Origin of the sequence: Enterobacter sp. N18-03635 (assembly GCF_004006055.1) — a bacterium.
Classification (GTDB): domain Bacteria; phylum Pseudomonadota; class Gammaproteobacteria; order Enterobacterales; family Enterobacteriaceae; genus Enterobacter; species Enterobacter vonholyi.
This window is the reverse complement of sequence record NZ_CP034769.1, coordinates 455,686-475,145: the sequence shown is the minus strand read 5'-3', so window position 1 is coordinate 475,145 and position 19,460 is coordinate 455,686. Positions and strand designations below refer to the sequence as shown.

Annotated in this window: 18 protein-coding genes; 10 read left to right on the top strand and 8 right to left on the bottom strand. The window is 54.7% G+C overall.

Annotated elements, in window-relative coordinates:
* Positions 1 to 174 precede the first annotated feature (174 nt).
* Entirely contained in the window at positions 175 to 816 is a 642-nt protein-coding gene (msrA, locus tag ELK40_RS02985) for a peptide-methionine (S)-S-oxide reductase MsrA (protein WP_023310171.1), read from the top strand.
* A gap of 254 nt (positions 817 to 1,070) precedes the next feature.
* The gene (locus ELK40_RS02980; RefSeq protein ID WP_023310162.1) at positions 1,071 to 2,408 is read left to right on the top strand and encodes a hemolysin family protein; all 1,338 of its coding nucleotides are present in this window, start codon (positions 1,071 to 1,073) and stop codon (positions 2,406 to 2,408) included.
* A 71-nt stretch (positions 2,409 to 2,479) separates the two neighbouring features.
* Here ELK40_RS02980 and ELK40_RS02975 read toward each other — a convergent pair whose 3' ends face one another.
* A complete protein-coding gene (locus ELK40_RS02975; RefSeq protein WP_008501430.1) occupies positions 2,480 to 2,686 on the bottom strand; it encodes a DUF1107 domain-containing protein in 207 nt (68 codons plus the stop codon).
* Between the two features lie 323 nt (positions 2,687 to 3,009).
* Between ELK40_RS02975 and ELK40_RS02970 the strand changes: the two genes are divergently transcribed.
* Positions 3,010 to 3,567, top strand: a complete 558-nt coding sequence (locus ELK40_RS02970; RefSeq protein ID WP_127729375.1) for a YtfJ family protein — start codon at positions 3,010 to 3,012, stop codon at positions 3,565 to 3,567.
* Here ELK40_RS02970 and cysQ read toward each other — a convergent pair.
* Positions 3,561 to 4,301, bottom strand: a complete 741-nt coding sequence (gene cysQ, locus ELK40_RS02965; RefSeq protein WP_111965373.1) for a 3'(2'),5'-bisphosphate nucleotidase CysQ — start codon at positions 4,299 to 4,301, stop codon at positions 3,561 to 3,563. The genes ELK40_RS02970 and cysQ overlap by 7 nt on opposite strands.
* A gap of 190 nt (positions 4,302 to 4,491) precedes the next feature.
* Here cysQ and ELK40_RS02960 point away from each other — a divergent pair, with 190 nt between their 5' ends.
* Positions 4,492 to 6,435 carry a bifunctional 2',3'-cyclic-nucleotide 2'-phosphodiesterase/3'-nucleotidase gene (locus tag ELK40_RS02960; RefSeq protein ID WP_127729373.1) on the top strand — a complete coding sequence of 648 codons (1,944 nt, stop codon included), beginning with the start codon at positions 4,492 to 4,494 and terminating at the stop codon, positions 6,433 to 6,435.
* A 91-nt stretch (positions 6,436 to 6,526) separates the two neighbouring features.
* On the opposite strand, the gene ELK40_RS02955 is transcribed toward ELK40_RS02960, so the two are convergent.
* Positions 6,527 to 6,913, bottom strand: coding sequence for a helix-turn-helix domain-containing protein (locus tag ELK40_RS02955; protein WP_023331869.1), 387 nt, complete (start codon positions 6,911 to 6,913; stop codon positions 6,527 to 6,529).
* An 84-nt stretch (positions 6,914 to 6,997) separates the two neighbouring features.
* Between ELK40_RS02955 and ELK40_RS02950 the strand changes: the two genes are divergently transcribed.
* Complete coding sequence (locus ELK40_RS02950; protein ID WP_127729371.1) at positions 6,998 to 7,846, top strand: SDR family oxidoreductase; 849 nt, start codon at positions 6,998 to 7,000, stop codon at positions 7,844 to 7,846.
* An 85-nt stretch (positions 7,847 to 7,931) separates the two neighbouring features.
* Here ELK40_RS02950 and ELK40_RS02945 read toward each other — a convergent pair whose 3' ends face one another.
* Positions 7,932 to 9,749 (bottom strand): beta-ketoacyl synthase, encoded by a 1,818-nt coding sequence (locus ELK40_RS02945; RefSeq protein WP_244599400.1) that lies wholly within the window; start codon positions 9,747 to 9,749, stop codon positions 7,932 to 7,934.
* 254 nt (positions 9,750 to 10,003) lie between these two features.
* Here ELK40_RS02945 and ELK40_RS02940 point away from each other — a divergent pair, with 254 nt between their 5' ends.
* The 3 genes from ELK40_RS02940 (at position 10,004) to ELK40_RS02930 (ending at position 12,961) form a co-directional block, all read left to right on the top strand.
* Positions 10,004 to 11,047, top strand: coding sequence for a helix-turn-helix domain-containing protein (locus ELK40_RS02940; RefSeq protein ID WP_244599399.1), 1,044 nt, complete (start codon positions 10,004 to 10,006; stop codon positions 11,045 to 11,047).
* A gap of 48 nt (positions 11,048 to 11,095) precedes the next feature.
* The gene (locus ELK40_RS02935) at positions 11,096 to 11,920 is read left to right on the top strand and encodes an AraC family transcriptional regulator (protein ID WP_127729367.1); all 825 of its coding nucleotides are present in this window, start codon (positions 11,096 to 11,098) and stop codon (positions 11,918 to 11,920) included.
* Positions 11,921 to 11,995: 75 nt separating this feature from the next.
* Complete coding sequence (locus tag ELK40_RS02930) at positions 11,996 to 12,961, top strand: DMT family transporter (RefSeq protein ID WP_127729365.1); 966 nt, start codon at positions 11,996 to 11,998, stop codon at positions 12,959 to 12,961.
* 79 nt (positions 12,962 to 13,040) lie between these two features.
* Here the strand turns inward: ELK40_RS02930 and ELK40_RS02925 are convergent, their stop codons facing one another.
* Complete coding sequence (locus ELK40_RS02925) at positions 13,041 to 14,690, bottom strand: methyl-accepting chemotaxis protein (RefSeq protein WP_127729363.1); 1,650 nt, start codon at positions 14,688 to 14,690, stop codon at positions 13,041 to 13,043.
* A 242-nt stretch (positions 14,691 to 14,932) separates the two neighbouring features.
* Between ELK40_RS02925 and ytfE the strand changes: the two genes are divergently transcribed.
* Positions 14,933 to 15,595 (top strand): iron-sulfur cluster repair protein YtfE, encoded by a 663-nt coding sequence (gene ytfE, locus ELK40_RS02920; RefSeq protein WP_127729361.1) that lies wholly within the window; start codon positions 14,933 to 14,935, stop codon positions 15,593 to 15,595.
* 95 nt (positions 15,596 to 15,690) lie between these two features.
* Here the strand turns inward: ytfE and cycA are convergent, their stop codons facing one another.
* Together cycA and fklB are read right to left on the bottom strand one after the other, a co-directional pair.
* A complete protein-coding gene (gene cycA, locus ELK40_RS02915) occupies positions 15,691 to 17,100 on the bottom strand; it encodes a D-serine/D-alanine/glycine transporter (RefSeq protein WP_127729359.1) in 1,410 nt (469 codons plus the stop codon).
* Between the two features lie 311 nt (positions 17,101 to 17,411).
* A complete protein-coding gene (gene fklB / locus ELK40_RS02910) occupies positions 17,412 to 18,032 on the bottom strand; it encodes an FKBP-type peptidyl-prolyl cis-trans isomerase (protein WP_008502892.1) in 621 nt (206 codons plus the stop codon).
* A 233-nt stretch (positions 18,033 to 18,265) separates the two neighbouring features.
* Here fklB and ELK40_RS02905 point away from each other — a divergent pair, with 233 nt between their 5' ends.
* Positions 18,266 to 18,910, top strand: coding sequence for an OapA family protein (locus tag ELK40_RS02905; RefSeq protein WP_111965383.1), 645 nt, complete (start codon positions 18,266 to 18,268; stop codon positions 18,908 to 18,910).
* Between the two features lie 68 nt (positions 18,911 to 18,978).
* Here the strand turns inward: ELK40_RS02905 and rplI are convergent, their stop codons facing one another.
* Positions 18,979 to 19,428: a 50S ribosomal protein L9 gene (gene rplI, locus ELK40_RS02900; RefSeq protein WP_024907318.1), complete on the bottom strand. Its 450-nt coding sequence runs from the start codon at positions 19,426 to 19,428 to the stop codon at positions 18,979 to 18,981.
* Positions 19,429 to 19,460: the final 32 nt, after the last annotated feature.

The following is a 19,460-nucleotide window of genomic DNA, read 5'->3' as shown; positions in this document are numbered from 1 at the left end:
GCTCCGCGGCAAAATACGGCCTGTGGCCAAAAACCCGAATCGCGGGTTGAAAATGGGTGTAACACCCAAATATTTCTTATGATTAAATCTAGACTGATTCAGCGCATTTATTGTGTTCAATTAAACGCTTCGTGACAACCTTAACTGAAACATCGCACCCCGGGAGGCCCCATCGTGAGTTTATTCGACAAAAAGCATCTGGTTTCACAAGCTGATGCATTACCGGGACGCAACACCCCTATGCCTGTGGCGACCTTACACGCCGTCAATAACCACTCCATGACCAACGTGCCGGAGGGAATGGAAATCGCCCTGTTCGCCATGGGCTGCTTCTGGGGCGTTGAGCGCCTCTTCTGGCAACTCCCCGGCGTTTACAGCACGGCGGCTGGCTACACGGGCGGTTACACGCCGAATCCTACCTATCGCGAAGTCTGCTCCGGCGAAACCGGGCATGCGGAAGCGGTGCGCGTGGTCTATGACCCTGCGGTAATCAGCTACGAACAGCTGCTGCAGGTCTTCTGGGAGAACCACGACCCGGCGCAGGGCATGCGTCAGGGCAACGACCACGGCACACAGTATCGCTCGGCCATTTATCCGCTCACGCCGGAGCAAGATGCCGCCGCGCGCGCCAGCCTTGAGCGTTTCCAGCAGGCCATGCGTGAAGCGGGCGACACGCGCGAGGTGACGACGGAAATCACAACCGCGAAACCATTCTACTATGCGGAAGACGATCACCAGCAGTATCTGCATAAAAACCCGTACGGCTATTGCGGTATCGGGGGCATCGGCGTCTGCCTGCCGCCACAGCTGGCCTGATTTCCGTTCCAGCGCCACGCGAGCAGCGTGGCGCACACGGCAGCGACAGCGTTGTCTCATAACCTAACCACCACGCGTTGGCCGCTCCCTCCGGCTATCTTCGTCAAAATGTGACCTCTGGCAGATTTACATCTCTTTACGCTATACTACCCGCTGAAATAATCGGCTCAACGCTACGAGCTGATGTTCAATGTGTTTTCACACAAATGGTATCAACTCCCCTTCTGAGGATCTGGCGAGAAGCCGGATAAACTATGTTAAACAGTATTTTAGTAATACTTTGTCTGATTGCCGTCAGCGCATTTTTCTCGATATCTGAGATCTCGCTGGCCGCGTCCCGTAAAATCAAACTGAAGCTGCTTGCCGATGAAGGCAACATCAATGCCACCCGCATCCTGAAAATGCAGGAAAACCCCGGCATGTTCTTCACCGTAGTGCAGATTGGCCTCAACGCGGTCGCTATACTCGGCGGTATCGTGGGTGATGCGGCGTTTTCTCCGGCGTTTTATAGCCTGTTTGTTAAGTACATGTCCGTTGAACTGGCCGAACAGCTCAGCTTTATCCTCTCCTTCTCGCTGGTAACCGGCCTGTTCATCCTCTTTGCAGACCTGACCCCGAAACGCATCGGTATGATTGCGCCAGAAGCTGTGGCTTTGCGTATCATCAACCCGATGCGCTTCTGTCTGTACGTGTTTCGTCCACTGGTGTGGTTCTTCAACGGCCTGGCGAACGTGATTTTCCGCATCTTTAAGCTGCCTATGGTGCGTAAAGACGACATCACGTCTGACGACATCTATGCGGTAGTGGAAGCCGGCGCGCTGGCCGGGGTGCTGCGCAAGCAGGAACACGAGCTGATTGAGAACGTGTTCGAACTAGAATCTCGTACCGTACCGTCTTCCATGACGGGCCGTGAAAGCATTATCTGGTTCGATTTACATGAAGATGAGCAGAGCCTGAAGAACAAAGTGGCGCAGCATCCACACTCTAAGTTCCTTGTCTGTAATGAAGATATCGACCACATCATCGGTTACGTCGACTCCAAAGACCTGCTGAACCGCGTACTGGCAAACCAGAGCCTGGCGCTCAACAGCGGCGTGCAGATCCGCAATACCCTGATTGTGCCGGACACTCTGACGCTCTCAGAAGCGCTGGAAAGTTTCAAAACCGCCGGGGAAGACTTCGCGGTTATCATGAACGAATACGCCCTGGTGGTGGGTATTATCACCCTGAACGACGTGATGACCACGCTGATGGGCGACCTGGTTGGCCAGGGGCTGGAAGAGCAGATTGTTCAGCGTGACGATAATTCATGGCTGATTGATGGCGGCACGCCGATTGAAGACGTGATGCGCGTGCTGGATATCGACGAGTTCCCGCAGTCCGGTAACTACGAGACCATCGGCGGCTTTATGATGTTTATGCTGCGTAAAATCCCGAAACGTACCGACTCGGTGAAGTTCTCCGGCTACAAGTTTGAGGTGGTGGATATTGATAACTACCGCATCGACCAGCTGCTGGTGACGCGCATCGACAACAAACCGACCGTACTGGTTCCGAAGCTGCCGGATGCGGAAGAGAAGGTATCGGCGTAAGGTTCCAGCCTCCACAAACATCAACGGCTCCCATTGGGAGCCGTTTTTTTAACTACTGCATAGCACGTTGGTTAAGCCATCTCAGTTTGCAGACGCATAACCTGACGGTTGACTTCGGACATCACAGACAGGTGCTGTTTGTCCTTCACTTTTGGGACAAGGATCTTGCCCTTATCAAACTCAAAAGCGCCAACATCCTTGATATACAACCGTCCACGGAACAGGATCTTCACGTACTTCGCCACCTGAAGCGGGTTGTAGCGTTGGAAAATTTTCATTCTTGTATCTCCTGCGAATCATACGCTCTTGCGGTGCCACAATCGGCCCGACTGTCCTGAGCGCAAATTTTAATGCCCAATGACTATAGACCAGAACTACGGTGTTACCCAGTGTGCATAAGTTTATTTACCGTTTGATTACAATTATTCAGAATAATCTTTGCAAAGCGTGACCGGGCGCAGTATAAGCCGTCGTTTTTTCATGGATATGTGCGTTCACCCGCAAACTGGCATCGGGATTGCGGGAAAACCACATTGATCGCACTTATGATTAAAGCGTAAGACCAAGTGGTCGGATCACCTGCAAACAATAAGGAAACGCTATGACCCTACGTAATATCCTTGCAGCAGCCTGCCTGCTGCTGCCTCTGTGGGCTTGTGCTCACAACATTGAAAAAGGACAACGTGTACCGCCAGTCGGCATTGCTGACCGGGGAGAATTGATTCTCGACAATGATAAGTTTAGCTACAAACCCTGGAATAGCGCGCAGCTCGCGGGCAAAGTGAGAGTTGTACAACATATTGCCGGTCGTACATCCGCAAAAGAGAAAAATGCCAACCTGGTGGAAGCGATCAAGGCCGCGAAATTCCCGCACGACCGCTACCAGACGACCACTATTGTTAATACCGATGACGCCATTCCGGGCTCCGGGATGTTTGTGCGCTCAAGCCTTGAGAGCAATAAAAAGCTCTATCCGTGGTCGCAGTTTATCGTCGACAGCAACGGCGTAACCCGTAAGGCCTGGCAGCTGGAGGAAGAAAGCTCAGCGATTATTGTGTTGGATAAGGAAGGTCGCGTGCAGTGGGCGAAAGACGGCGCGTTAACCCAGGAAGAGGTGCAGCAGGTTGTCGACCTGCTGCATAAGCTGCTGGCTCAATAAATAGAGACGCGGAAGCCGGGGTTAAGGAAGGATTCGCGCGGGGTGTAGTCCAGCGGTTTGCCCTGCCAGTCATGAACATGCGCCCCGGCGGCCGCAGCAACGGCATGCCCGGCGGCGGTATCCCAGATATTGGTTGGCCCAAAGCGAGGATACAGCTGCGCATGGCCTTCCGCCACCAGGCAGAATTTCAGCGACGAGCCGATCGAGGTGGTCTGGTGTTCACCCAGCTGCTGCAGGTACTCCTGCAGTTCGCTGTCGCTGTGCGAGCGGCTAATTACCACCAGCGGCGGACGCGCATCGCGCACCTGGATCTGCTTGCGCACGCCGCACTCTTCCTTCCACGCCTTCCCTTCTGCGGCGCTGTACATCACCTTCATTACCGGCGCGTAAACCACACCCAGCACCGCTTTCCCTTTCTCAATCAGGGCGATATTGACGGTGAATTCACCGTTGCGCTTGATGAACTCTTTTGTCCCGTCCAGCGGATCGACCAGCCAGTAGCGCTGCCAGTGCTGGCGCTCGTCCCAGCTTTGCGGCGCTTCTTCTGACAGGACGGGGATGTCCGGCGTTAAGGCCTGTAACCCTTTGAGGATCACCTTATGCGCGGCAATATCCGCCGCCGTGACCGGAGAATCGTCGGCTTTGCTGACAACCTCCATAGGTTTAATACCGTCATACACCTGCATGATGGCATCTCCCGCATCCCGTGCGAGCTGACAAATTTTTTCTAGCATTTTCCACCTCTTTGTTAACGCAGTGAGGTTAACTCTTTGTTTTAGTTATATCGTAATGTGAACAATTCCGCTATCTGTGAAGCAATTCCGGTTTCAGGTTACTTTTTTCTGTCAGGATTCACATTTCTGTAAGCAACAAGCTATAGATACATACTCTTTTGTAGTCTGCATCGAAAAAAGGACTCCTCTGATGATTAAGTTTAGTGCAACGCTTCTGGCGACGCTGATTGCAGCGAGCGTGCAGGCGGCGACGGTAGATCTGCGTATTCTGGAAACGACCGATCTGCACAGCAACATGATGGACTTCGATTACTACAAAGATACCCCGACGGAAAAATTCGGCCTGGTACGCACGGCAAGCCTGATCGATGCGGCGCGTGGCGAAGTGAAAAACAGCGTGCTGGTCGACAATGGCGATCTCATTCAGGGCAGCCCGCTTGGGGACTACATGGCGACCAGGGGGTTGAAAAAAGGCGAGATCCATCCTGTTTATAAAGCGATGAACACCCTGGATTACACCGTCGGCAACCTCGGCAACCACGAATTCAACTACGGTTTGACATACCTGCACGATGCGCTCGCTGGCGCGAAATTCCCGTACGTTAACGCCAATATCATCGACGTTAAAACGCAAAAGCCGCTCTTTACCCCATACCTGATTAAAAATACCGAGGTTGTCGATCGGGACGGGAAAAAACAAACGCTCAAAATCGGCTATATCGGTTTTGTCCCGCCGCAGATCATGACGTGGGATAAGGCCAACCTCGACGGTAAGGTGACCGTCAACGATATCACCGAAACCGCGCGTAAATACGTGCCGGAAATGCGCAAAAAAGGCGCCGATCTGGTGGTCGTTGTCGCCCACTCGGGTCTCTCTGCCGATCCGTATCAGGCCATGGCAGAAAACTCCGTTTACTATCTGAGTGAAGTCCCTGGCGTCGACGCGATCCTGTTCGGCCATGCCCACGCGGTCTTCCCGGGTAAAGATTTCGTCAGCATCAAAGGGGCTGACATTGAGAAAGGGACGCTCAACGGCGTGCCGTCGGTGATGCCAGGTATGTGGGGCGACCATCTTGGCGTAGTGGATCTGGTGCTGAATAACGACGGTGGCAGCTGGAAGGTGACGCAGTCAAAAGCCGAAGCGCGCCCGATCTACGACGCTGCAGCGAAAAAATCTCTGGCGGCTGAAGATAAAAAACTGGTCAACGTGCTGAAGCACGATCACGACGCCACGCGCGAATTCGTCAGCAAGCCGATCGGCAAATCCGCCGATAACATGTACAGCTTCCTCGCGCTAGTGCAGGACGACCCGACCGTTCAGGTCGTCAACATGGCGCAGAAAGCCTATGCCGAACACTTTGTGCAGGGCGATCCGGATCTGGCAAAACTGCCGGTCCTGTCAGCCGCTGCGCCATTCAAAGTGGGCGGGCGTAAGAATGACCCGGCCAGCTATGTTGAAGTCGAAAAGGGCCAGCTGACCTTCCGTAACGCCGCCGACCTCTATCTCTACCCGAACACGCTGGTGGTGGTTAAAGCCACCGGGAAAGAGGTAAAAGAGTGGCTGGAGTGTTCTGCCGGACAGTTTAACCAGATTGACCCGCACAGCAGTAAGCCGCAGTCGCTGATTAACTGGGACGGCTTCCGTACCTATAACTTCGACGTGATCGACGGCGTTAACTACCAGATTGACGTCACCCAGCCGGCGAAATATGACGGCGAGTGCCAGGCGGTTAACCCGCAGGCGGATCGCATCAAAAACCTGACCTTCAACGGCAAGGCGATCGACCCGAATGCCACCTTCCTGGTGGCGACCAATAACTACCGTGCCTACGGCGGTAAGTTTGCCGGTACGGGAGATAGCCATATCGCCTTTGCCTCGCCGGACGAGAACCGCTCGGTGCTTGCGGCGTGGATCAGCGCGGAGTCGAAGAAGGCGGGCGAAATTCATCCTGCGGTGGATAACAACTGGCGTCTGGCACCGATCCACAGCGATACGAAACTGGATATTCGCTTTGAAACGTCGCCATCCGACAAGGCAGCCACGTTTATCAAGGAGAAGGCGCAGTATCCAATGAAACAGGTCGCGACGGATGATATTGGGTTCGCGATTTATCAGGTGGATTTAAGCAAGTAGCGGCGATTGTGCCGGGTGGCGCTTCGCTTACCCGGCCTACGGGATGAAAGAGTACGGGTAGGCCGGGTAAGGCGAAGCCGCCACCCGGCTTTTACGCCGCGCGATCGTCCCTGTTCGCCATCACCTTCGGCGTATTCACCTCAATCCAGTCAGCCAGCGCGGCAACTTTCTCGCTGACCTCAATACCCATCGGCGTCAGGCTATACTCTACGTGCGGCGGCACGACCGGATACGATACGCGATCGACAAACCCGTCCTGCTCCAGCGCCTGAAGCGACTGGGAGAGCATCTTTTCGCTCACCCCGCCCATTTTACGGCGCAGATCGCTAAAGCGATGCGTTCCCTGGCGCAGCGCCAGCAGAATCAGTACCCCCCAGCGGCTGGTAACGTGTTTGAGCACCTCTCGTGAAGGGCACTGTTCCGCGAAAAGATTGCCATCGCGCATTTGCTCGCTGAGCGTCGGTATCGTTGTTTTCATACTTACCTTTTTGTACGTACTTACTAAAAGTTAGCTATGGTGCTAGTGTGCCACAACACCAGACAAACACGAAGGAGATTCATCATGATCGCGATTACCGGCGCTACCGGCCAGCTTGGCCATCTCGTTATCGAACAGCTGCTGAAAACCGTACCGGCCAGCCAGATTGTGGCCATCGTACGTAACCCGGCGAAAGCGCAAGCCTTAAGCCAGCAGGGGATTGTGGTTCGTCAGGCTGACTACACGGATGAAGCCGCCTTCGCCGCCGCGCTGAGCGGCGTGGATAAGCTTCTGCTGATCTCTTCCAGCGAAGTCGGCCAGCGCGCGACCCAGCACCAGAACGTGATTAACGCCGCCAAAACGGCTGGGGTGAAATTTATCGCCTACACCAGCCTGCTGCATGCGGATACATCACCGCTCGGCCTGCACGTTGAACACGTTGCCACTGAAAAAGCGCTGGCGGCGTCCGGGATTCCTTATGCCCTGCTGCGCAACGGCTGGTATACCGAAAACTACCTGGCGAGCGCGCCGCCTGCGCTGGAACACGGCGTGTTTATTGGTGCGGCAGGCGAAGGCAAAATTGCCTCTGCCACCCGCGCAGACTATGCCGCGGCGGCAGCCAAAGTGATTGCTGAAGAGGGCCATGCGGGCAAGGTGTATGAACTGGCGGGCGACCACGGCTGGACGCTGAGCGAACTGGCAGCTGAACTCAGCAAACAGAGCGGGAAGCCGGTCAGCTACCAGAATCTCAGTGAAGCGGATTTTGCCGCCGCGCTGAAGAGCGTCGGCCTGCCTGCCGGTCTGGCCGATATGCTGGCGGATTCCGATGTCGGGGCCTCCAAAGGCGGACTCTTTGACGACAGCCATACGCTGAGCAAACTGATCGGGCGCGCAACGACACCGCTGGCGCAGAGCATTAAAGCCATCCTGTAACGGTCTGACCGTTTTCTCCCGCGGCCGGGTGATTCCCCTTACCCGGCCCGCTCAAATATATTAATAATAAAATCAGATATAACAATTAAAAATCCGGGTATTCTTTTTCCGTCGCGTACGTTATCGGTTTTTCAAATCCGGGAATGGTGATGCCATCCCTGGCAATCTCAATATCTTCCTCATTTATCCCCTGCTGGCCAAACAGATAAATGACGTTGAGTTCACCCTGCGAAGCCGACTCGTCGTACGCGTTCGCCTGATGTTGCACCTCGCGGTTACGCTGCTGATAATCCGCAAATACCGCGTCCCCGTAGCGTTTGCGCAACCATTGATGGGTAAGCTTTGGCGAGTAAACCACCCCCGTGGCATTATTACCGCCAAAGCCTTTTGAATTAATAAAGGCAATTTGCCCCTGGCCTTCCTCTAATTTGTAGTCCTGAAGAGGAATGGATAAGCGTGCGTTATTCACCTGCGGCGCGATCTGGGTTACGCTTTTAATTCCCGGTAAAATGCCATAGCGGAAGACGCCGAGGCAGCTGATGAGCTGGTCGCCGCTAGCGGGTCCCAGGGAGTGACCGAGATACGATTTCACCGCCGTCACCGGCCAGTCGCGGATCGCAAAGGCTTGCGCAACGCGGTCAAAAATATCCGCTTCGGAGACGCAATTCTTCGGCGTGCTTGAACCGTGCGCCTGAATAAACGATCCCTTTTGCACCGCCTCCATTCCGACCATCGACACTGCCGAAGCCACGGCTTTCGCCATGGTGATGTAGTTCCCCGGTCCCGGTGAAGCAATAGACCGCTTAAAGCCGTCAGCGTTGATGAAGACATTCCCTACCGAACCGTGGATCTCAGCCCCAAGCTGCAGCGCCAGCTCGTCGTCCATTAACACGACATACTGGCTGGATTCTGCGATCACAAAACCACAGCTGTTGCCAAAAGGACGGCTGCTGCTGCGCCAGTCGGGCGTTTCCGTTTCATCAATATGCTTAAGCTTGCTCTCCGTTGCCAGGGCGCCCATGGCGTCGAATCCTTCAATCACTTCGGAGGTGACCGGCGCTTCGGCGCTGCCCACAACGGCCACGCGAATGCGCCCCGCTTTGATATCTTCGACTGCCGCATTGAGGTTATACAGAAACGTGGCGCACGCCCCCAGCGTGGCGCTGGTATGGCCAACGCTACCCAGCACATACGCATTGAGGAAATCAGCGCACATGCTGTTCAGGCCCAGCGGACACTGTTTGGCGCTGACGCGCTGGCCTTTCAGGCGCGACTGGAGCATACCGCCAAAGCCATAATCGTCGAGCTGTCCCATGATATTGCCCGAATAGACCCCGAGCTGATCCGGCGCGATCGCTGCCTGTATCTCGCGCCACGGGATCCCCAGAGCGTTGATGGCGTCCGATGCCCCGACAATCGCCATTTGTAACGCCCGCGGATGGAACTGCGAATTGTAATGGTCACCCGGCCGGAATCCCTGCGGCAGCATACCTGCAGCCTGAACCTCCGTGCGCAACAACGCCTCAATTTTACAGTCCATCTCTCCCTGAACGGTAAAACGCACGCGCCGATCCGCTAATTCCTCAACCTGCCATCCCGCCGGTAAGGGATGCGGTAATTGTCTGGCTGAGATATTAAAGCTGAATCCTTCTTCGCCAGAAACCATATTCAATTTTGCATGGCTGGTGATAGCATCGACATCAAAATAGTCGCGCGTAATTATTCTGATAAGGGTTCCTTCCAGCGTCTCGTCTTTTATCTGCGCGGCAGCCTGAGCGGGCGTAAATCTTTTACCTGAAATGTCGCAATACCCACCTTCATCATATTTAAGCACGCCCATCAGAATAGCTAACGATAATAACGCCTCCTGCCTTTCCTCTTCCGATAATGAATCAATAATCATTCGGCGAAATGCATGATGAAAAGAACTACGACCAGCTGGACTATAGCCGCCAAAAGCCGTTATTACGGGTAATTTCACCATAATTCATCCTGTAGTGGTCGTAGATTTATTTTGTGCAAGTGCGATAATTTCAGATATTAGTTTACAAATTACCGACAAAAGCTAATATGAAAATCCAGCCAAAATGCTGACTTTTTTGGCCAGGGCAACGATGAGTCACCAAAAATAATAGTCAAAACAGGTATTAATCGAAAATGACAAATACACAAATTGGATTTGTGTTATGTGAACGCATGCTAAGTTCCGGTCTCAGTCTGCCGATTGAAATGTGGAAAGCCGCAGCCAGCAGCTATTTAGCCGAGCAAAAAACAACATCCCACGCAGACACGCACAAAACGGAGACATCTGCGTTCAGGCTCTGTCGTCCGGAGAATATACTGAAAGTTCATACTATTGGCATAAATAACGAGCCCATCCTGACGCAAAGTGGCTTTAGCATTACCGCCGATACCACGCTTGCCGCAGACAGGCACTATGACGTTATCTATCTTCCTGCCCTGTGGCGCAACCCTCGAGCAGTGGTCAGACAAAAGCCTGAACTTCTGAAATGGTTGACCGAGCAGGCTGAGCGAGGAACCCGTATCGCCGCCGTCGGAACGGGCTGCTGTTTTCTGGCGGAGTCGGGATTGCTCAACGGAAAGCCCGCCACCACCCACTGGCACTACTTCAAACAATTCTCGCGCGACTACCCCAGCGTAAAATTACAAACCAAACATTTTCTCACGCAGGCCGAAAATATTTACTGTGCCGCCAGCGTTAAGGCCCTGTCAGATCTGACGATTCATTTTATCGAAACGATATACGGGAAACGTGTGGCCACACATACACAACGGACATTTTTCCATGAAATTCGTAGTCAGTTCGATCGCCAGTGTTACAGTGAAGAAAACAAACCGCATCCGGATGAAGATATTGTTCAAATTCAAACCTGGATAAAAGCCAACTGCGCCTCGGATATATCCATGCAGAATCTTGCCGATATGGCTGGCATGAGTTTGCGCAACTTCAACCGTCGCTTTAAAAATGCCACCGACATATCCCCCCTGCAGTATTTATTAACCGCCAGAATTGAATCCGCCATGACAATGCTGCAATCCACCAATCTGTGCATTCAGGAGATCGCCAATGCGGTGGGATATCAGGATATTGCGCACTTTAATCGCCAGTTTAAGCATAAAACAACGGTTTCACCGGGGGATTACCGTAAGACCGTCCGGGCAAAGATGTTTAGTGCATAAACGCCGGTCATCTCTGATAATGAAAAGATGACCACGAGGAGGTTCAACGTGCAAGGCGTACCGGAACAGTTTAATGATGAAAGAGACAGCGCGCGCTTTCGCCATCTGGCGCAGCTGCCGGGCCTGGAGCTTTATCATGCCCATATTTCTGACTACGCCTTTGAGCCTCACACCCATGAAGCCTTCGGGATCGGCACGATTGAAACCGGTGCCGAACGCTTTCGCTATCGCGGTAGCCAGCATCTCGCGGCGGAAAAATCCGTCGTCACCATGAACCCGGACGAGATCCACACCGGTGAATCCGCCACCGAGGGCGGCTGGCGCTACCGGATGGTCTATATCGAACCCGATCTGCTTGAAGAGGTGACCGGCCTCAGGCACTGGTGGTTTAGCGACGTGACCCGCCATGACCCGTTGCGCTCACAGCAAATCGGCAGGCTGATTTACGGCCTGTGGCACACGGACGATCCGCTTGCGCAAAAAGGATTACTGCTGGATCTGATTGAGACCTTCCAGCCTCTGGCCCATCACGCGCCGGTGATTCAGGAGGGCGCGCACCGCTTCGAACGCGTACGCGAGTACCTGCACGACAACTACATGCACCCCCTGACGCTTGACGAGCTGGCCAGCGTCGTTTCACTCAGCCCGTATCATTTTCAGCGCCAGTTCAAAGCCCATTTTCACGTGACGCCGCATCAGATGCTGATGGCCATTCGCCTCTGGCGCGCCAAAGCATTCCTCACGCACGGCATGCCCGCCGCAGAGGTCGCCGCCGCAACCGGGCTGACCGATCAGTCGCATCTCACCCGCGCGTTTACCCGCCGCTACGGCATTACGCCCGTGCGCTACCAGAAGCAAGTCATCCGGCGCTAATGCGCAATCTCATACAATACGCGCGTATTTTCCCCTCCTACACTGCATACAGCGTAAATACCTGTGGATGGAAAAATGATTAGTGGAGTGTTGTATGCCCTGCTGGCCGGGATGATGTGGGGTCTGATTTTCGTCGGCCCGCTGATCGTGCCCGAGTATCCGGCAATATTGCAGTCGACCGGACGTTATCTGGCGCTGGGGCTGATTGCCCTGCCTCTGGCGTGGCTGGGACGCGCGCGCTTGCGTCAGCTCAGCCGTCAGGACTGGGCCACCGCGCTGGCGCTGACCATGATGGGCAATCTTATCTATTACGTTTGCCTGGCGAGCGCCATTCAGCGTACCGGTGCGCCGGTATCGACCATGATTATCGGCACGCTGCCGGTCGTCATCCCCGTCTTTGCTAACCTGCTCTACAGCCAGCGCGATGGCAAACTGGCGTGGTCTAAAATGGCGCCGGCGCTCATATGCACCGCCCTGGGGCTGGTATGCGTCAATATTGCCGAGCTGCGTCATGGCCAGGCGAATGTTGACCTGTGGCGTTACGGTTCTGGCATTCTGCTGGCGTTCATTTCCGTGGCGTGCTGGGCATGGTATGCCCTGCGCAACGCGCGCTGGCTGCGGGAGAATCCGGACAAACATCCGATGATGTGGGCGACGGCGCAGGCGCTGGTCACGTTGCCCGTATCCGTCGTAGGATATCTCGGCGCATGCCTCTGGCTGGGCCATCAGCAGCCGGACTTCGCCCAGCCCTTCGGGCCAAGACCGTGGGTATTTATTGGGCTGATGGTTGCGATCGCCGTGCTGTGTTCATGGGTGGGCGCGCTGTGCTGGAATATTGCCAGCCAGAAGCTGCCGACGGTGATATTAGGGCCGCTGATTGTCTTCGAAACCCTGGCCGGACTGCTTTATACCTTTCTGATGCGCCAGAGCGTACCGCCGCTGTTCACGACCTGTGGGATCGTGCTGTTGGTGGTGGGGGTAGTGATGGCGGTGAGAGCGAAGCCGGAAAAACCGAGGGTTGTTCCGGCATCGGAGATGTGAGTATTGCCCGGCGGCGCTGCGCTTGCAGGGCCTACAAAACCGTAGGCCCGGTAAGGCGTAGCCGCCACCGGGCAAGCCCTTAAAACGTTTCCCAGTTCCCTTCAGACGCCGCCGCGACAGGCTGCGCTTTTGGCACATAGGTTTTTACCGGCGCCGCTTTTACCGCCTGGTTGCGGGTAATTTTGAACACCGCCACCGCTTCGTTCAGGCGTGCAGCCTGATCTTCCAGCGCCGCCGCCGCGGCCGCAGACTCCTCCACCAGCGAGGCGTTCTGCTGGGTCACGCGGTCCATCTCGGCTACCGCCTGGCCCACCTGGTCGATACCACGGCTCTGCTCGTCAGAGGCCGAAGCAATTTCGCCCATAATGTCGGTGACGCGGGTGACCGCATTAACGATCTCTGCCATCGTCTCCCCGGCTTCGTTAACCAGCTGAGAGCCCGCGTTCACGCGTTCACCGGAATCGTCGATCAGCGCTTTAATCTCTTTCGCCGCCTGGGCGCTACGCTGGGCAAGAGTACGCACTTCGCCTGCCACAACTGCAAAACCACGGCCCTGCTCGCCCGCACGCGCGGCTTCCACCGCCGCGTTCAACGCCAGGATATTCGTCTGGAAGGCAATGCCGTCGATCACGTTAGTAATTTGCGCAATTTTGCTGGAGCTGGTGGCGATTTCGTCCATCGTCCGCACGACGCCTTCAACTACGTTACCGCCCTTCTTCGCCGTTGAGGAGGCATCCAGTGCCAGACGGGAAGCCTGACGCGCGTTATCAGCGTTCTGCTTCACGGTCGCCGTCAGCTGTTCCATGCTGGCTGCCGTCTCTTCCAGAGACGCGGCCTGCTGCTCGGTACGGGAAGAGAGGTCGTTACTGCCAGCGGAGATTTCGCCTGCACCGGTGTAAATGGTATCTGCGCCTTCACGCACCACGCCCACGGTGTTTGCCAGCGAGGTTTGCATCTCCTGCACGTTGCGCGCCAGGGTGGCCATTTCATTATTACCGTCTGCCTGAATCGGCTGGGTGAGATCGCCTGCCGCAATAGCGCGAATATGGTTAATCACCTCTTCAAGAGGCAGCAGCAGCACGCGGCGCATGGCGATCCAGCTGGAGATAATCACCACAATCACCAGCAGCATAACCGCAGAAAGGATCCACAGGATGCGCTTGTAGTCGCTTTCATTGTCCTGGATGCCTTTATCGGTAAGCATTGCCTGCGCTTCGCGCCATTCACGATATACCGTCTGCATCGCGTTTTGTTTCTGTTCGGCATTCTGCTTGAACATATCTTCCAGATTGCCCTGGCTCAGCAGAACGTTCATTTGCGTCAGCGTTGCAGAGTAAATGCGGTACTGCTCTTCGAGTTGGTTGGTCAGGTTCTCATCCAGGCCTGGCGTGTTCGGCAGGGCATAGTATTTATCGTAATGAACCTGCGCTTCAGTCAGCAGATTTTTCGCCGTGGTCACCAGCTCATTCAGCTGACCGCCGTTAATTTGTGAGGCCATGCTGCTTTGCAGGCGCAGCATCCCGCGGTTCAGGGTGACGCGAGCCTGGTTCAGACTGATCCACGCATCGGTAAACTCCGCCACGTTCTTGCTGGAGAGCTGCGACACGGTGAAGTTGTCTTTATCGTTATTCAGGGCGTTGATAAAGATACCAGCGGAAATCACTTGCATGATGCCGAGCACAAGCAGCACCGAAATCAGAAGGGTAATGACTTTTATACGTTTAAACATGCGTTGCCTTTGTTATATGCAGGTTTGTCTGACGTGGATATATCGGCAGGCGCGGCGGGTTGTTTACTGTTCCTCCACCTTTAAAAAGTTTCGAAACCACTTTCCTGAGCCCATTCAGAGGGTTAAAAGTGAGTTTTTTGTGATCCACATCTCACTTTCCCCCTTCCCTCTAAAGGGTTATAGCGCTGACAAAAAGATGTATTTAATATGCATCTTATATTATTGATGACGAGGTAACTGCTATGGCCTTTCGCGACCAACCCCTTGGCGAGCTGGCGCTCTCCATTCCTCGCGCTTCTGCGCTGTTCCGTAAATACGATATGGACTACTGCTGCGGCGGTAAGCAAACACTGGAGCGGGCGGCTTCACGCAAAGAGCTGGACGTTGAGGTTATTGAAGCAGAGCTGGCGCAGCTGGCCGAGCAGCCCGTCGACAAAGACTGGCGAACCGCCCCGCTCGCGGAAATCATCGACCATATCATCGTGCGTTATCATGACCGTCACCGTGAGCAACTGCCGGAACTGATTCTTCAGGCGACCAAAGTCGAGCGCGTCCATGCCGACAAACCTACCGTACCGCGCGGTCTGGCAAAGTACCTGACCCTGCTGCACGAAGAGCTTTCAAGCCACATGATGAAGGAAGAGCAGATCCTCTTCCCGATGATTAAACAGGGTATGGGAAGCCAGGCGATGGGGCCCATCAGCGTGATGGAAAGCGAGCATGATGACGCGGGCGAACTGCTGGAAGTGATCAAACACACCACCCACAACGTTACGCCGCCGGCAGAAGCGTGCACAACGTGGAAAGCGATGTACAACGGCATTAACGAGATGATTGACGACCTGATGGAACACATCAGTCTCGAGAACAACGTTCTGTTCCCGCGGGCATTAGCGGGGGAATAAAAAAGGCCGCTGCGGCCTGATGCCCCCACCCCGCCCCTCTGCCACGGGAGAGGGTGCAAAAACTAAAAACGGCAACCGAAGTTGCCGTTTTGCTTTTACCGTACGCCTGCCATACGTTTCTTACCGATAAACACCCAGCCCAGCCCCAGCGCGATAAACCACAGCGGCGTGACGATGAGTGCCTGACGGGTATCATCTTCCAGCGTCAGCAGAACCAGCACGAAGACGAAGAACGCCATGCACACCCAGCACATCAGCTTGCCCAGCGGCATCTTGTAGATCGATTTCTCATGCAGATGTGGGCGCTGCTTGCGGTACACCAGATATGAACAGAGGATGATGGTCCAGACGAACATAAACAGGATCGCTGAGACCGTGGTGATCATGGTGAACGCGCCAATCACGCTTGGGTTCACGTAGAGCATCACCACGCCGCCCAGCAGGCACATGCAGGAGAAGGTCAGCCCTTTTGCCGGTACGGCACGCTTAGAGAGCTTGGCGAACGCGCTCGGCGCCACGCCTTCCTGCGCCAGACCAAACAGCATACGGCTGGTTGAGAACACGCCGCTGTTCGCGGAAGAGGCCGCAGAGGTCAGCACCACGAAGTTAATCAGGCTCGCTGCCGCAGGCAGGCCTACCAGCACGAACAGCTCAACGAACGGGCTTTTGCTTGGCACCACCGAGCTCCACGGCGTCACGGACATAATGACGATCAGCGCGAAGACGTAGAACATGATGATACGCACCGGAATGGAGTTGATGGCGCGCGGCAGGGACTTCTCCGGATCTTTGGTTTCCGCAGCGGTCGTTCCGACCAGCTCAATTCCCACAAACGCGAACACCGCGATCTGGAAGCCGGCAAAGAAGCCGCTGATGCCTTTCGGGAACCAGCCGCCGTCATTCCAGAGATGGGTAAACGATGCCTGAACGCCGGTTGGTGACTGGAAGTGGGTGAGCACCATCACCAGGCCCACCACGATGAGCCCGACAATGGCCACGATTTTGATCATCGCGAACCAGAACTCCATCTCACCGAACATTTTAACGGTGGCGAGGTTCAGGCTCAGCAGCAGAACAATAACCGCCAGCGAGGCGACCCAGTCCGACAGACCCGGGAACCAGAACTGCGCGTAGGCGGTAATCGCCACGACGTCCGCCATACCGGTGACAACCCAGCAGAACCAGTAGGTCCAGCCGGTGAAATAGCCCGCCCACGGCCCGAGCAGGTCAGAAGCGAAGTCGCTAAAGGATTTGTATTCGAGGTTCGAGAGCAGCAGTTCACCCATTGCACGCATCACGAAGAACAGCATAAAACCGATAATCATATAAACGAATATGATTGACGGCCCGGCGAGACTAATAGTTTTGCCTGACCCCATAAACAGCCCGGTACCGATGGCACCCCCGATGGCAATGAGCTGTATATGACGGTTTGTGAGATTGCGCCGTAGCGACTGTTCAGACGACGCCCCTTCGTCGGCGACGACTTTAACCTGATCTACCATGTGATATTTTCCTGTTTATGCCTGTCTGTGTTGTTAAGGCTCTTCTGGCCTTTAAATACGTCAAAAGATGACGTTCCCTTGTAAGGGCTAATCGATATTAGGTAAGAATCGGCGGGATGAATACTATGATTTAGATATTATGTTAATAATATGTTGAAAGTGAGTGTCATATCACTCATGCAGCGCGAAACAGCTCACAAAAATACACGCAACAGTTTCGTTTGCAAGATAAAATGTTGATTGCACCATAACTATAGGTTTTTACACTATTTTCCTCTCCCCAACCGGAGAGAGGAAATAAGAAAAGTCGATTACAGAATTTCCAGCAGCTCGACTTCAAAGACCAGGGTGCTGAATGGCGGGATGGACGCGCCAGCGCCGCGCTCGCCGTAGGCCAGGTTATGCGGAATAGTCAGTTCCCATTTGGAACCGACTGGCATCAGGGTCAGCGCTTCAATCCAGCCTGCGATAACGCCGTTCACCGGGAACTCAGCCGGTTCGCCGCGCGCCACGGAGCTGTCGAACACGGTACCGTCGATCAGCTTACCGGTGTAGTGTACACGAACGTGGTCGGTACGCGCCGGGATTGCGCCGTCACCCTGATTGATCACGCGGAACTGCAGACCAGACTCGGTGCTGTTCACGCCTTCACGCTCACGGTTCTCTTCCAGATATTTCACACCTTCAGCGGCCATCTCTTCAAAGCGTGCGCGACGCACGGCGTCAGCACGCTCGTGGATTTCACGCAGCGCACGGTGCACAACGTCAACCGGAACGGCAGGCTGTTTGCCTTCCAGTGCGTCAGCGATACCCGCCACCAGCGCTTCTGGTAACAGACCTTCCAGGCCGGATTCGCTCAGCTGCTGTCCTACCTGCAAGCCGATACCGTAACTTGCCTGCGCTTCGATAGTGTCAAAAGTCGGGGTGGTCATGGGTTTTCCTTCCATCACATTTAAAGTAGCGGGCAGCATATCAGCCATGCCCTTATGGGTAAAACTTTGTCTGAAGTTAAGGTGACAAACCGCGACGAAACAGAAACAATAGAGATAACCAGGATTAATCCCGAACTGATGTCACGGATGTCGGGTTTGCTACGCCGTTCAGGCAGTTAGCAAACTATACTTCGGAACACAGGATAAAAAAGACGCGGAGCAGGAGGAGTGCCATGCCCGGGCGATTTGAACTGAAACCTACCCTGGCGAAAATCTGGCAGGCGCCGGACAATTTTCGCATCATGGACCCGCTGCCTCCTCTGCATCGCAGAGGGATCATCATTGGCGCGCTGATGGTGATCGTGGGCTTCCTGCTTCCTTCCGGGAGCGATGATGTCGATACCGTACCCGTTACCCGGAATGCCCAACTGGACATTCAGTCGCAGACGCGACCGCAGCCTGACGCACAGCCGATGCAAACGCAGCTTGTCACCCCGTCTAACGATCCGGGTCAGGTTGCACCGGTTGAGCCAGAGCCCATTCAGGATGAACAGCCGCAGGATCAAGCCGCCGCCCCGTCTCAGCCTCAGACGCAACAGCCTACCGGCATTGAGCAACAATGGCGTTCCTATCGCGTGGAGCCGGGCAAAACCCTGGCACAGCTGTTCCGCGACCATAACCTGCCGCCAACCGACGTATATGCCATGGCGAAGGTAGAAGGTGCAGGTAAGCCGCTCAGTAACCTGCAGAATGGACAGATGGTGCAGGTTCGTCAGAATGCCAGCGGTGTGGTGACAGGATTAACGATTGATACAGGAAACGGACAACAGGTACTGTTTACCCGCCAGCCAGACGGCAGTTTTATCAGGGCGCGTTAAGGGCCCGGAGCTGTAAAAAGCAAAACGCCGGCACAAGGCCGGCGTTTCAACGTGAGCAGAGTAAAAAATTACTCAGCTACAACGTTAACAACCAGTTTAGCGAACACTTCGCTGTGAACCTGGAAGTCAACTTCGTGCTCACCAGTGGTACGCAGAACGCCGTTCGGCAGACGAACTTCGCTCTTAGCCACTTTAACGCCTGCAGCAGTTACTGCATCAGCGATATCGCGGGTACCGATGGAACCGAACAGTTTACCTTCGTCGCCAGATTTAGACGCGATGGTAACGGTGCCCAGTGCGTTGATTGCTTCAGCGCGAGCGTTAGCAGCCGCCAGAACGTCAGCCAGTTTGGCTTCCAGTTCAGCGCGACGTGCTTCGAAAAACTCTACGTTTTTCTTGGTAGCTGGAACAGCTTTACCCTGTGGAACCAGGAAGTTACGTGCGTAACCCGCTTTAACGTTAACCTGATCACCCAGGCTGCCCAGGTTTGCTACTTTATCAAGCAGAATAACTTGCATTACCTTATCCTCTTAAAGTCGTATTAATGGAC

Excerpts from the sequence above, each read along its gene's own strand:
- ELK40_RS02980 (WP_023310162.1), top strand. The coding sequence starts at position 1,071 with ATGTTAAACAGTATTTTAGTAATACTTTGTCTGATTGCCGTCAGCGCA.
- ELK40_RS02975 (WP_008501430.1), bottom strand. The coding sequence starts at position 2,686 with ATGAAAATTTTCCAACGCTACAACCCGCTTCAGGTGGCGAAGTACGTG.
- ELK40_RS02970 (WP_127729375.1), top strand. The coding sequence starts at position 3,010 with ATGACCCTACGTAATATCCTTGCAGCAGCCTGCCTGCTGCTGCCTCTG.
- cysQ (WP_111965373.1), bottom strand. The coding sequence starts at position 4,301 with ATGCTAGAAAAAATTTGTCAGCTCGCACGGGATGCGGGAGATGCCATC.
- ELK40_RS02960 (WP_127729373.1), top strand. The coding sequence starts at position 4,492 with ATGATTAAGTTTAGTGCAACGCTTCTGGCGACGCTGATTGCAGCGAGC.
- ELK40_RS02955 (WP_023331869.1), bottom strand. The coding sequence starts at position 6,913 with ATGAAAACAACGATACCGACGCTCAGCGAGCAAATGCGCGATGGCAAT.
- ELK40_RS02950 (WP_127729371.1), top strand. The coding sequence starts at position 6,998 with ATGATCGCGATTACCGGCGCTACCGGCCAGCTTGGCCATCTCGTTATC.
- ELK40_RS02945 (WP_244599400.1), bottom strand. The coding sequence starts at position 9,749 with ATGATTATTGATTCATTATCGGAAGAGGAAAGGCAGGAGGCGTTATTA.
- ELK40_RS02940 (WP_244599399.1), top strand. The coding sequence starts at position 10,004 with ATGACAAATACACAAATTGGATTTGTGTTATGTGAACGCATGCTAAGT.
- ELK40_RS02930 (WP_127729365.1), top strand. The coding sequence starts at position 11,996 with ATGATTAGTGGAGTGTTGTATGCCCTGCTGGCCGGGATGATGTGGGGT.
- ELK40_RS02925 (WP_127729363.1), bottom strand. The coding sequence starts at position 14,690 with ATGTTTAAACGTATAAAAGTCATTACCCTTCTGATTTCGGTGCTGCTT.
- ytfE (WP_127729361.1), top strand. The coding sequence starts at position 14,933 with ATGGCCTTTCGCGACCAACCCCTTGGCGAGCTGGCGCTCTCCATTCCT.
- cycA (WP_127729359.1), bottom strand. The coding sequence starts at position 17,100 with ATGGTAGATCAGGTTAAAGTCGTCGCCGACGAAGGGGCGTCGTCTGAA.
- fklB (WP_008502892.1), bottom strand. The coding sequence starts at position 18,032 with ATGACCACCCCGACTTTTGACACTATCGAAGCGCAGGCAAGTTACGGT.
- ELK40_RS02905 (WP_111965383.1), top strand. The coding sequence starts at position 18,266 with ATGCCCGGGCGATTTGAACTGAAACCTACCCTGGCGAAAATCTGGCAG.
- rplI (WP_024907318.1), bottom strand. The coding sequence starts at position 19,428 with ATGCAAGTTATTCTGCTTGATAAAGTAGCAAACCTGGGCAGCCTGGGT.